Below are 11,985 nucleotides of genomic sequence, written 5' to 3' on the forward strand. Positions count from 1 at the left end.
CACGACGAGCACCACCCGGCGACCGACACCGTGTGCGCCGCCCCCCGCGGCCCGCAAACCGGTGATCCTGGCGCGGACCTCTCCGCCAAGGCCCTGTCCGCGCCCGTGGACCGCGCGGTGACCCGGCCGCGGCCACCCACGCGTGTCGAACGCGGGGCAGTGGTCTCCGGGCGTGCCCTGCTGATCGACATCTCGATAGCGCGGAGCTGACGAAGCCACGGCACCCGGTCGGCGCGCGCCCCGCGTTCCGACGGTGCCGAGCGGCCTGTCACGTCCGCTTCCGCCCGCGCGTACCGGCGGAAAACCTCGGAATCGAGATATCGATGACCACAGCCGTGCCCCCATTCCCGAGTGGGCCCGCGCCGGTGATGCCCGCCGCCGCGACCTGCCGAACCCCGGCGAACGCCGTCGGCAACACCCCGGTGCTCTGGGTGGACCAGCCGCTGTCCCCGCCCGGAAGGGGATTCTGGGCCAAGCTCGAAGCGTTCAACCCCGGCGGCGGCATGAAAGACCGGCCTGCCCTGCACATGGTCGCGCAGGCGCGCGCCCGGGGGGAGTTGCAGCCGGGCGCGATGGTCGTGGAGTCGACCAGCGGCACGCTGGGCCTGGGCTTGGCCCTGGCGGGCATCGTCCACGGCCACCCGGTCACCCTGGTGACCGACCCCGGGCTGGAGCCGATCCTGCACCGGATGCTGCGCGCGTACGGCGCCCGCGTCGATGTGGTGACCGAGCCGCACCCGGTGGGCGGCTGGCAGGAGGCCCGGCGCGCGCGGGTGCGGTCGATCGTGGCGGCGAACCCCGGCGCGTACTGCCCGGACCAGTACCACAACCCCGACAACGTGGCGGCTTACGCGCCGCTGGCCGCGGAGCTGGTGTCGCAGCTCGGGCGGGTCGACGTGCTGGTGTGCTCGGTGGGCACCGGCGGGCACTCCGCCGGGATCGCGCGGGCGCTGCGGGAGTACTTCCCGGCCCTGCGGCTCGTCGGCGTGGACACGGTCGGGTCGACCATCTTCGGGCAGCCCGCCCGCCTGCGGCTCATGCGCGGGCTCGGGTCCAGCATCCACCCGCGCAACGTCGACCACGCCGCCTTCGACGAGGTGCACTGGGTCGCCCCCGCCGAGGCCGTGTGGGCGTGCCGGGCACTGGCCGCGTCGCGCCACGCCAGCGGCGGCTGGAGCGTCGGGGCGGTCGCCCTGGTCGCCGGGTGGGTGGCGCGGACCGCGGACCCGCACACCCGGATCGCCGCGGTGTTCCCCGACGGCCCGCACCGGTACTTCGACACGGTCTACAACGACGAGTTCTGCGCCGCGCACGACCTGCTCGACAGGCCGCCCGCCCGCGAACCGGACCACCTGGACCGGCCCACGGACCGCGTGGTCACCCGCTGGACCCGGTGCGCCACCGTCGTCGCTCCCGCCGAGAGGACCGACCCGTGAGCGGGCGTGCGAGCGGGCCGTCGGCGCAGTGCGCCCGCCGGGAAGACCGCCGAACCCGCGAGGTGACCGCATGAGCGGGATCCTCTCCGGCTACCGGTCGTTCGGCGCCCCGACGCGGCTGCTGCTGCTCAACCAGCTCACCATCAACCTCGGCTTCTACATGCTCATGCCCTACCTGGCCGTGCACCTGTCCGGTGACCTGGCGCTGGCGGGGTGGACGGTCGGGCTGGTCCTCGGCATCCGCAACTTCTCCCAGCAGGGCATGTTCCTCATCGGCGGCACGCTCGCCGACCGGATCGGCTACAAGCCGCTCATCGTGGCGGGCTGCGGGCTGCGCACGGCGGGGTTCGCGCTGCTCGGGGTGGCCGACGCGGTACCCGCGCTGCTGGTCGCCTCGGCGGCGACCGGGTTCGCCGGGGCGCTGTTCAACCCGGCGGTACGGGCCTACCTCGCGCACGATTCCGGTGCCCGACGGGTCGAGGCGTTCGCCCTGTTCAACGTCTTCTACCAGGCCGGGGTCCTGCTCGGGCCGGTCGTCGGGCTGGCGCTGACCGCGGTGGACTTCCGGCTCACCTGCCTGGTCGCGGCCGCGGTGTTCGCGGTGCTGACGGGGTTGCAGGTCCGGGCGCTGCCCGGCGCGGCAACCAAGCGGTCCGCGGACCGGGAGCCGGTGACCGCGGTCTGGCGGTCCGTGCTCGCCAACCGCCCGTTCCTGCTGTTCGCCGCCGCGATGATCGGGTCGTCGGTGCTGTCGTTCCAGGTGTACCTGGCACTCCCGCTGCAAGCCCGCTGGATAGCCGGGAACAGCACGGCGGGCACGGCGTTGGTCACCGCGGTGTTCGTCGTGTCCGGCGGGCTCGCGATCGCGGGGCAGCTCAGGGTGACCGCCTGGTTCAGCCGCAGGCTCGGCCCGACCCGGAGCCTGATCACCGGTTTGGCGCTGATGGGCGCGGCGTTCGTGCCGCCCGCGCTCACCGCGGCCACGCCCACCCGACCGGTGCTGCCCGCGGCGGCGCTGCTGCTGAGCGCGGCGCTGCTGGCGCTGGGCACGATCGTGGTGTTCCCGTTCGAGCTGGACATGATCGTCACGCTGGCCCGCGACCGACTGGTCGCGACGCACTACGGCCTCTACAACACGATCGTCGGCATCGGCATCCTGCTCGGGAACCTGCTCACCGGCACAGCGCTCGACCTGGCGCGCGCCGCGGGCCTGTCGTGGTTGCCGTGGCTCGCCCTGGCCTGCCTCGGGCTGGTCTGCGCCGGGTCGGTCCGCGCGCTGGCCCGGTCCGGCAGGCTGAGCGCGGACCAGCCGTCACCGGAACCCCGTGCTGGACAACAGGTGTAGGACGTGCTCCCGACTGCCGCCTGGCCCAGCCAGGCGGCAGTCGGGGCCCGCCGACCGCGGTCGAGTGGGCTGACGACCTCGGCTTCGGTTGGTGGGCCGCCTCGCCCCGACCGCCCGGTAGGCGACGCGGTGAACGGCCCCGGCTTGACACCGCAGGCCGCTGTGCGGATGGCGGATCACCCGAGTCGTGGCCGCAGGAGAGGACGAACCCCAGTGCGTGACAGCAGATCGATCGAACGGTGTGCGCAACAGGGACGCGTTGCTCGTGCGCCCACGGGGGCTACCAGGACTCCGGGGGTTCGACGAAGGCCTTGCCCAGGTCCCTCGACAGCGACAGCGCCCGGCGGGCCCAGGCGTGGGTGGCTCCGGCGAGGCCGCAGGTGGGGGTGACGACCGCCGAACCTGCCAGGAGGGTGCGGGGGAAGCCGAGGCGGTCGACCAGCTTGAGGGCCGGGTCCGCCAGGCCGCGCAGGGTGACCGGGGACGTGGGGTCGGTGCTGGGGACCAGGCCGAGGAAGAACGTGGTCCCCGCGTCCCAGGCTTCGCCGATGTCGTCGGAGAGGGCGGCGGGGATGGTGCCCAGGAGGGTGGCGTCGAGGGAGAGGGCTCCGGCGCCCGCTGAGCGGAGGAGGGCGACCGGGGGGCGGGGGGCGCAGCAGTGGACGACCACCGGGTGGCCGGTGGCGGACTTGGCGGCGTCGACGAGGGTGGCGAGGGTGTCGCGGGCGTCCGGGGCGGGGACCGGGGGGACCACGCCGTAGCCGGAGGGGGTGGGGAGGGATCCGGCCAGGACGGCGGGGAGGCTGGGTTCGTCGAGTTGGACCACGACCTCGGCGCCGGTGCGGCGGCGGACCTCGGCCACGTGCCGGGTCAGGCCCTCGGCCAGGGACTCGCCGAACTCGCGGAGGGCGCCCCGGTCGGTGAGGACGCGGTGGCCGCGGGGGAGTTCGACGCCGGTGGCGAGGGTCCAGGGGCCCGCCAGTTGCAGCTTGAGCAGCTTCGGCTTGGCCGTCTCGGCCGCCTCCTCGATGGCGTCGAGGTCGCGGCGGAGGTGGTCTTCGGCGCGGCGGTGGTCGAGGCCGCGGTGGGCGGTGACCCGGTAGCCGGAGGGGACGAGTTCGACCGCCAGGTCGACCAGCAGCGCCGCCGTGCGGCCGATGGTGTCGGCGCCCGGGCCCCGGCCGGGGAGTTCGGGCAGGTGCGGGAGGTCGGGCAGTTCGCCGAGGACCACGGCGGCGGCCTCGCGCGGGTCCTGGCCGGGGAGGGAGCCGACGCCGGTGGCGGAGCCGGGGGCCCAGGGTGCGGTGGTCACCACAGCAGTGTGGTGGATCGGTCGGCCTACAGTGGGGGCAACCCCTCAACACACCCGAGGAGCCCTCTGTGGACCACGCCGACGTCACCGCCGCGGCCGGGCGGATCGCCCCCCACGCCCGGCGGACCCCGCTGCTGCGGGCGGAGGTGGACGGGCGGCCGGTGGTGTTCAAGTTGGAGCACCTCCAGCTCAGCGGGTCCTTCAAGCTGCGGGGCGCGCTCAACGCCCTGCTGGGTGGGGAGTTGCCCGCCCACGTGGTGACGGCCTCGGGTGGCAACCACGGTGCGGCGGTGGCCACCGCGGCCCGGTTGCTCGGCGTCCCGGCGACGGTGTTCGTGCCGGCGTCGGTGCCCGCGGCGAAGGCGGCGCTGATCGAGGCGGCGGGGGCCAAGCTGGTGCGGCACGGCACCGGGTACGCCGAGGCGGCGCGGGCCGCGCTGGCGGAGGCGGATGCGGCGGGGGCGCTGTACCTGCCCGCCTACGACCACCCGCTGGTGGTGGCGGGGCAGGGGACCTGCGCGGCCGAGGTCATCGCCGAGGCGCCGGACGTGGACGCGGTGGTGGTGGCCGTCGGCGGGGGCGGGTTGGCCGCCGGGTCGGCGCTGACCGGGTTGCCGGTGTTCGCGGTGGAGCCGACGCGGTGCCGGGCCCTGCACGACGCGCTGGCGGCGGGGCGGCCGGTGGACTCCCCCACCGATTCCGTCGCCGCTTCGGCGCTGGGGGCCACCCGGGTCGGGGAGTTGCCGTTCGACGTCCTGCGTGCGGCGGGCGCCCGGTCGGTGCTCGTCGACGACGGCGCGATCCTGGCCGCCCGGGACCGGTTGTGGGACGAGTTCCGGCTGGCCGTGGAGCCCGCGGCGGCGGCGCCGTTCGCGGCGTGGCTGGGCGGGGACATCGATGCCGAGCTCCCCGCCCTCGTCCTGTGCGGCGCCAATTCCGAGTGGGAGCCCGCTGGGGCGTGACTTCGGGAGACGACGCGGTCACGCGTGTGGCAGCCCGACGGCGAGTGGGGACTCCGCACCGGCTTCCGTTGTCGGATCTGGCGAGTACGGTGGAGCCCGGGCGCGGGCACGAGGGCGAGGGTGGGCCGCATGCGGATCGGTGAGTTGGCACGAGCCACCGGGGTCAGTGTCCGCGCGTTGCGTCACTACGAGGACGAGGGCCTGATCCGCCCGGCGCGCGGGGACAACGGCTACCGCGAGTACTGCGCGGGCGCGGAGGACGTGGTCCGGCAGATCCGCCGCCTCATCGAGGCCGGGTTGCCCACCCGGATCGTCCGCGACATCCTGCCCTACCTCGACGGCCCGGCCGCGTTGCTGCCGCGGGTCCCGTGCCAGGAGATGATCGATCAGGTGGCCGCGCGGCGGGAGCAGTTGGACCGGCGCATCCGGTGCCTGACGCGCGACCGGGAGGCGCTCGACGCCTACCTGCGCGACGCGCGTGCGGCCGCGACGCGGCTCACACCCGCTTGACCCTCACGCGAGCGTGAGGGTTGCACCGTCGGGGCATGACTCCACCCCCACCCCGGTCTTCCACCGGCCTGCTGGTCCTCGCCACCGCCTCGTTCGTGACGATCCTGACCGAGGCGCTGCCCGCGGGCGTGCTGCCCGCGCTGAGCGCCGACCTCGCGATCGGCGAGTCCCGCGCCGGGCTGTTCGTGACCGGCTACGCGCTGGCCGCCGCCGTCACCGCCATCCCCATGACGGCGCTGACCCTGCGGGTCCCCCGGCGGGCGCTGCTCGTCGCCCTGCTCGTCGCGTTCGCGGCGACCAACCTCGTCACCGCGGCGTCCGGGTCCTTCCCGCTGTCGCTGGCCGCCCGCGTCCTCTCCGGGGTCGCGGCGGGGGTGCTCTGGGCACTGGTGCCCGGCTACGCGGCGCGCCTGGACCCGGAGCGGAGCGGCCGGGCCATCGCCACGGCCCTGGCGGGCATGACGATCGGGCTGTCCCTGGGCATCCCGGCGGGCACCGCGCTGGCCGACCTCGTCGGCTGGCGGGCGACCTTCGGCCTGCTCAGCGCGATGGCGGCGGTGCTCGCCGTGGTCGGGCTCCGCGTGCTGCCGCCCGTCGCGGCACCCCCGCCCACCCGCGGCGCGGGCATGACCGCGGTCCTGCGGATCCCCGGTGTGGCCGCGGTCAACGGCGCGTCCGTGGCGGTCGTGCTCGGCTTCTACGTGCTCTACACCTACATCGCGCCGTTCGTGGCCAACCGGGGCGTGGCGGCGGGGACGGTGCTGTTCGTCTTCGGCCTCGGGTCCCTGGCCGGGGTGTGGGCCGCGGGGGCGACCGCCGACCGCGCGCCGCGCCTGAGCGCGCTCACCGTGCTGGGCCTGTGCGCGCTGTGCCTGGCGGGCTTCGGGGTGGTCGCGTCGTCGGCGCCCGCGCTGCTCGGGTGCGCGGCGCTGTGGGGCCTCACCCACGGCGCGATGCCCGTCCTCATGCAGACCGCGGGGGTCCGCGCCGCCCCGCACGCCGCCGACACCGCGAACTCCATCTGGGTCACCGGGTGGAACATCGGCATGGCGGGGGGATCCCTGCTCGGCGGTGCGGTGCTCGACACCGCGGGGGTGGCCGCGACACCCTGGGTCGCCGCGGGCTTGGCCGCTGTCGGTGTCGTGGTCGTGGCACTGGCCCGCCGGGCGGGTTTCCCCCCGGCGCGGTCGGTCCGTGCCGACCAGGAACGGCTCGTCGAGCAGCAGCACCGGGAACGGGCTGAGCCCACCGGGTCTGACACGGGGCTGTAGGCCACGCGGGGTGGGCAGGCCGCCGGGAACCGCCCCGGAACGGCTGTGGACGCGGGTTCCGGGGCGGGTCCTGGTTCAGGCGCGCATGACCGTGGCGATCGGGATGCGGGCGGCGCGGATCGCCGGGAGCAACCCGCCCAGGATGCCCGCGACCAGACCGGCGACGACCCCGGCCGCGCCCGCCTGCCAGGGGAATTCCACGTCCTGCAACAACTGGGTCTGGGAACCGAGCACCTTCCCCGCCAGTTGCAGCCCGACCACGCCCACCCCGATGGCCGCTGCGGCGGTGAGCAGGCCGATGATCAGGGTCTCGGCCAGCACGATGCCCGCGAGCAGCAGCCTCGGGGTGCCGACCGCGCGGCGCAGGGCGAACTCCTCGATGCGCTCGCCGACCGTGGCCAGGCCGACGTTGAGGATGCCCGCGACGCCGATCAGCAGGACCAGCGCGGCCATGCCGAGGAAGATCCACCGCATCAGGTCGAGTTGGGAGCCGATCCGCTCACGCGAATTGACCGTGTTGCTGTAGAGCTGCGACGGGTCCGCACCCACCCCGGTCAGGCGGGCGGTGAGGGTCTGCACCACCGGTTCGCTCGACGGCCACATGTACAGGGTCATCGACGCGCCGCCACCGGTGCGCGGGTCCGGGGTGGCCGCGCCCGGGGAGAGCCAGGTGAACAGCTCGTCGGCGCGCACGTACGCGGTGGGCATGCTCGAACCGTCGTCGACCACGCCGAGGATGCGCGGGGTGGCGTCGGCGGTACCGCCGACGAGGCGCATCTGCGCCGGGACGCGGTTCTGGGCGAAGCCGGTGGCGGCCTCCTTGTTCAGCACGAGCCCCGGTGACAGCGACGGTTCACCGCTGAAGTCCAACCACTGGCCCGCCCGCGTCTGGAACGGCCGGAACTGGCGGATGTCGCCGGTCAGGCCGACCAGTTGCAGCTCGATCGCCTGCCCGGGTGGGGCGGGGTTCTCGACCCTGCGCTGCTCGCAGTAGCCGTTCGGCTCGCAGACGACCTCGTAGGAACCCTGGGAGCGGTCGGCGTACTTGAACGGCGAGGGTCCGGGGTTGATCGCGACGACCCCCGGCTCGCCGATCGTGGCCTTGGTGCTGGTGGCGCCGACGACCTCGGGGTGGCCGCGCAGCACCTCCTGGGTGATCTCCACCGTCTTCGCGTGCTGCGGCAGGGACACGTTGACGCTGCCGTCCCTGCCCTGCTGCAACTCGATGTCGGCCAGCAGTGCGCGGTTGGCGATCTCGGACCCGGCCTGCACCGCCACCACCGCGAGCACGCCGAGGAACAGGCTGATCATGGACAGGAACGTGCGCAGCTTGCGCGCGCGGATGCCCTGGCCGCCGATGATGACCGCCGAGCGCAGCTTCCCGGAGAGCGCCATCAGATCAGCACCCCCCTGGGTTCGGGCCGCAGCGCCCCGTCGGTCAGCCGCACGACGCGCTGCATCCGGTTGGCGTGCGCGTGGTCGTGGGTGACCAGGATGAGCCCGCAGCCGCGGTCGGTGGCCGAGTGCAGCACGTCGATGACCAGCGCGCCGGTCTCGGTGTCGAGGGCGCCGGTGGGCTCGTCGGCGAGCAGGATCTTCGGTTGGCGGACCAGGGCGCGGGCGATCGCGACCCGCTGCTGCTCGCCGCCGGACATCCGCGGCGGGCGCTGCTTGGCCAGGTGCGCGATGCCGACCTGCTCCAGCGCCGCCATGACCTTCGCCCGCCGGTTGCGCCGACCCGCCCAGCCCTGGCCGTTGACCAGGGCCATGGCCACGTTCTGCGCGGCGGTGAGGTGCTTGAGCAGGAAGAAGCGCTGGAAGACGAAGCCGAACTCCTCGCTGCGCAGCCGGGCCGCGCGCCGCTCGGGGACGCGGGTGATGTCCTTGCCGCCCAGCAGGTACTGGCCGCCGTCGGGGCGGTCGAACAGGCCGATCAGGCTCAGCAGGGTGCTCTTGCCGGAGCCGGAGCGGCCGAGGATGGCGACGCTGTCGCCCGCGTGCACGGTCAGGTCCACACCGGACAGGATCGGGCGCGGTTCCCCTTGACCGGTCAGGGTTTTGGTGAGGCCGGAGAGCTGGATGAGGGGCGTCACGTCAGTTCCCCGACTTCTGCGGCGCCTCGGGCAGGTTCGGGCCGGGGACCGCGAGGGTCTCGTCGCCGGTGAGCCCGCCGCGGATCTCGACCACGCGGCCGTCGGTGAGGCCCAGTTGCACGTCCACGGTGCGGCGGGCGCCGTCGGGGCCGAGCACGTCGACCTTGCCCGCGCCCTGCCTGCCCGCGACCGCCTCCACGGGGGCGACCAGCACGCCGGTGGCCCGCGCGGTGATGACCTCCAGGGTGGCCTCGGCGCCGTTGATGAGCTTGACGTCCGCGGGCGGGGTGCAGACCAGGCGCATCCCGGTGGCCTCCGAGGGCGAGCGGGTGTCCTTGGGCTGCTCGGCGGGCGGGGCCACGGGGGCCTGCGGGGGGCCGGACGGGTTCGACTGCGCGGGCGGGGCGGCGGGCGGCGCGGGCGGGTCGGGGATGGTGCCCGGCGGCAGCGCGGCGATGGTGCCCAGCACGGCGCAGTCGAACGGGCCGGGCCCGTTCTTGATCTGCGCCTTGATCGCGGCCAGGCCGTCGGAGAGCGTGTAGGCCTGCGCGCCGTCGATGTCGGCGACGAGGCCGTAGCCGCCGAACTTGGCCGACACGACCGGCATCCCGGCGGTCACCTTGGCCCGGTCGTCGACCAGCCTGCCCGCGAAGGTCGCGCCCGCGGGCACGTCGACGTCGGTCGGCTTGCCGCCCGCCCACACCGCGCCCGCGCGGGTCGGCTTGGTCGGGGTGCCCTTGACGTCCTTCACCTCGACGTAGCGCATCTCGCCGTCGGCGGGCGCGACCAGGCCGAAGATCGGGTTGATGGTCACCTTGCCGGTCAGGCTGACCTTGTTGGTCATGTCCTGCCTGGCGAGCTTGGCCGAGGTGAGCGTGGTCCCGCGCTCGGCCATCTCGGGGACGGGCGTGGCGGAGTCCGCCGTGGAGCAGCCCGCCGCGAACAGCACGGCGGAGAAGAAGACGGAAGCGAAGAGCGGGATCAGTGGACGTGTGGTCACCGGTACCCCCCAGAGGTCGATGTCAACCGGTACACACTGAGTGTATACACAAGGGGGATAGAGGCGGTCGCACGGGTCGGACCGGCGTCTCCACCGAGTGAAGACGCCGGGCGCCCCGCGAAGGTTGCCGCCGAGCGGGAATCAGCTTCCCAGGTCGATCGTCTCGCCGGTCGGCGAGTCCGCGTAGAGGTCGTCGATGTCGTGCGCGTACTTCTCCGCGATCGGCTTGCGGCGCAGCTTGAGCGTCGGGGTCAGCTCGTCGCCGCCCGGCTCCCAGGAGCCCGGCACGATCCGGAAGCGCTTGACCTGCTCGATCCGGGACAGCTTCGCGTTGCCCGCCCGGACCGCGTCGGCGACCAGCGCCCGGACCCGCTCGTTCCCGGCCACGGCCGCGGGCGAGTCCGCGGGCAGCCCGTGCTCGGCGGCCAACCCGGCCGCGGCGTCGGCGTCGAGCACCACCAGCGCGCACACGTACGGGCGGTTGTCGCCGATCGCCACCACCTGCCCGATCAGCGAACTCGACGCCTTGACCGCGTTCTCGATGTTCGTCGGCGACATGTTCTTGCCCGAGGAGCTGATGATCAGCTCCTTCTTGCGGTCGACGATGCTGACGAACCCGTCGCCGTCGACCACCCCGATGTCGCCGGTGTGCACCCAGCCCTCGGCGTCGACCGCCTCGGCGGTGCGCACCGGGTCGTTGCGGTAGCCGCGCATCACCGACCCGCCGCGGATGAGCAGCTCGCCGTCGGCGGCGAGGCGCACCTCGACGCCGTGCACGGCCGTGCCCACGGTGCCGAACCGCAGCGTGCCCGGCCGGGTGGAGGTGCCCAGCCCGGCGGTCTCGGACATGCCCCAGATCTCGTAGACCTCGATCCCCAGGCCCCAGAAGAACTCCAGCGTCTCCACCGGGATCGCCGCCGCGCCGGACAGGCACAGCTTCGCCTCGTCCAACCCCAGCCTCTCGCGCAGCTTCGACAGCACGACCGCGTCCGCCAGCCGGTGCCGCAACGCCAGCGCGGGCGGGACGGGCTCGCCCGCGCGGACCAGTGCGCTGCGCCTGATCCCCACGTCGATCGCCCACCGCGCGAGCTTCCGCTTGGCAGCACTGGGTTCCGCGGCCAGCGCGGTGTCGATGGCCAGCGTGAACTTCTGCCACACCCGGGGCACGGCGAAGAACACGTTCGGCCGCGCGTCGGGCAGCGCGGCGGCGAGCTGCCTGGCGTCGGCCACCGTCGTCACCAGGGTGCCGTAGAGCATCGACGCGTAGTGCGCCACGACCCGGTCGGCGATGTGCGCCGAGGGCAGGAACGACAGCACCCGGTCGCCCGGGGTGATGTCGTAGGCGTCGTCCAGCGCCACGGACACCGCCAGGACGTTCGCGTGGGTCAGCTCCACGCCCTTGGGCGGGCCGGTGGTGCCCGAGGTGTAGATGATCGTCGCCAGGTCGGTCGGCTCGACCGCGCGCCAGGCGGCCTCGAAGTCGAAGTCCTCGGCGCCGCCCGCCTCCAGCTCCGCCAGCGAGGTGGTGCCCTCGACGCCCTCCTCCACGCAGATGACGTCCAACCGCGGGCCCGCGGCGCGCAGCACCGGCACGAAGACCTGCTCGGTGAGCACGATCCTGTTGCCCGCGTTGGAGAACACGTACTCCAACTGCTCGGCGGAGCTGGTGTTGTAGACCGAGAACGGCACCGCGCCCAGGTGCAGCGCGGCGGCGTCGATCAGGTGGAACTCCGGGCGGTTGGTCAGCATCAGGCCCACCGCGTCGCCGCGGCGCACCCCGAGGGCGGCCAGGCCCGCGGCGATCCGGCGGACCCGGCGCCCGTACTCGCGCCAGGTGATCGACACGGCGTCACCGGGGGTCCGCAGGGCCACCAGGTAGGGGTTGCGCTCGGCGGTGGCCTGGAAAGCCGCGCAGAGCGTGACAGGGCTGCTCATCGCACTGCCTCCATGGGGATCGGAGTGGAATGTGGCCCGACAGCGCTGTGGCCCACAACACAATTCGATGATCGTAGGGAGCCGGGAGACCGGCTGTCCACCGCCTGTCCACAGGCGGGCC

The 11,985-nt window shown here is 74.1% G+C and carries 10 protein-coding genes; 5 read left to right on the top strand and 5 right to left on the bottom strand.

Annotated features, from left to right (window positions below):
* The first annotated feature begins 323 nt into the window (after window positions 1-323).
* Together L6E12_RS27320 and L6E12_RS27325 are read left to right on the top strand one after the other, a co-directional pair.
* A complete protein-coding gene (locus tag L6E12_RS27320; RefSeq protein WP_304523920.1) occupies window positions 324-1,436 on the top strand; it encodes a PLP-dependent cysteine synthase family protein in 1,113 nt (370 codons plus the stop codon).
* Between the two features lie 70 nt (window positions 1,437-1,506).
* Window positions 1,507-2,781, top strand: a complete 1,275-nt coding sequence (locus L6E12_RS27325; RefSeq protein ID WP_236230791.1) for an MFS transporter — start codon at window positions 1,507-1,509, stop codon at window positions 2,779-2,781.
* Window positions 2,782-3,061: 280 nt separating this feature from the next.
* Here the strand turns inward: L6E12_RS27325 and L6E12_RS27330 are convergent, their stop codons facing one another.
* Entirely contained in the window at window positions 3,062-4,093 is a 1,032-nt protein-coding gene (locus L6E12_RS27330) for a methionine synthase (protein ID WP_236230792.1), read from the bottom strand.
* 68 nt (window positions 4,094-4,161) lie between these two features.
* Here L6E12_RS27330 and L6E12_RS27335 point away from each other — a divergent pair, with 68 nt between their 5' ends.
* From L6E12_RS27335 to L6E12_RS27345, 3 genes are all read left to right on the top strand, one after another.
* The gene (locus tag L6E12_RS27335; protein ID WP_236230793.1) at window positions 4,162-5,055 is read left to right on the top strand and encodes a serine/threonine dehydratase; all 894 of its coding nucleotides are present in this window, start codon (window positions 4,162-4,164) and stop codon (window positions 5,053-5,055) included.
* A gap of 129 nt (window positions 5,056-5,184) precedes the next feature.
* The gene (locus L6E12_RS27340; protein ID WP_236230794.1) at window positions 5,185-5,565 is read left to right on the top strand and encodes a MerR family transcriptional regulator; all 381 of its coding nucleotides are present in this window, start codon (window positions 5,185-5,187) and stop codon (window positions 5,563-5,565) included.
* Window positions 5,566-5,600: 35 nt separating this feature from the next.
* On the top strand, window positions 5,601-6,836 hold the full coding sequence (locus L6E12_RS27345; protein WP_236230795.1) for an MFS transporter: 1,236 nt from the start codon (window positions 5,601-5,603) through the stop codon (window positions 6,834-6,836).
* Window positions 6,837-6,911: 75 nt separating this feature from the next.
* On the opposite strand, the gene L6E12_RS27350 is transcribed toward L6E12_RS27345, so the two are convergent.
* The 4 genes from L6E12_RS27350 to L6E12_RS27365 all read right to left on the bottom strand — a co-directional run bounded on the left by L6E12_RS27350 (window position 6,912) and on the right by L6E12_RS27365 (window position 11,864).
* Window positions 6,912-8,231 carry an ABC transporter permease gene (locus tag L6E12_RS27350; protein ID WP_236230796.1) on the bottom strand — a complete coding sequence of 440 codons (1,320 nt, stop codon included), beginning with the start codon at window positions 8,229-8,231 and terminating at the stop codon, window positions 6,912-6,914.
* Window positions 8,231-8,929, bottom strand: coding sequence for an ABC transporter ATP-binding protein (locus tag L6E12_RS27355; RefSeq protein WP_236230797.1), 699 nt, complete (start codon window positions 8,927-8,929; stop codon window positions 8,231-8,233). Before L6E12_RS27355 ends, L6E12_RS27350 begins: the two co-directional genes overlap by 1 nt.
* A gap of 1 nt (window position 8,930) precedes the next feature.
* On the bottom strand, window positions 8,931-9,929 hold the full coding sequence (locus L6E12_RS27360; RefSeq protein ID WP_236230798.1) for an efflux RND transporter periplasmic adaptor subunit: 999 nt from the start codon (window positions 9,927-9,929) through the stop codon (window positions 8,931-8,933).
* 141 nt (window positions 9,930-10,070) lie between these two features.
* A complete protein-coding gene (locus L6E12_RS27365; protein WP_236230799.1) occupies window positions 10,071-11,864 on the bottom strand; it encodes a long-chain fatty acid--CoA ligase in 1,794 nt (597 codons plus the stop codon).
* Window positions 11,865-11,985 lie beyond the last annotated feature (121 nt).

This window comes from Actinokineospora sp. PR83 (genome assembly GCF_021056305.1).
Lineage (GTDB): Bacteria > Actinomycetota > Actinomycetes > Mycobacteriales > Pseudonocardiaceae > Actinokineospora > Actinokineospora spheciospongiae.

What these genes read in the sequence shown, in the direction of transcription:
- L6E12_RS27320 (WP_304523920.1), top strand. Translation starts at nt 324, where the DNA reads ATGACCACAGCCGTGCCCCCATTCCCGAGTGGGCCCGCGCCGGTGATG.
- L6E12_RS27325 (WP_236230791.1), top strand. Translation starts at nt 1,507, where the DNA reads ATGAGCGGGATCCTCTCCGGCTACCGGTCGTTCGGCGCCCCGACGCGG.
- L6E12_RS27340 (WP_236230794.1), top strand. Translation starts at nt 5,185, where the DNA reads ATGCGGATCGGTGAGTTGGCACGAGCCACCGGGGTCAGTGTCCGCGCG.
- L6E12_RS27345 (WP_236230795.1), top strand. Translation starts at nt 5,601, where the DNA reads ATGACTCCACCCCCACCCCGGTCTTCCACCGGCCTGCTGGTCCTCGCC.
- L6E12_RS27350 (WP_236230796.1), bottom strand. Translation starts at nt 8,231, where the DNA reads ATGGCGCTCTCCGGGAAGCTGCGCTCGGCGGTCATCATCGGCGGCCAG.
- L6E12_RS27365 (WP_236230799.1), bottom strand. Translation starts at nt 11,864, where the DNA reads ATGAGCAGCCCTGTCACGCTCTGCGCGGCTTTCCAGGCCACCGCCGAG.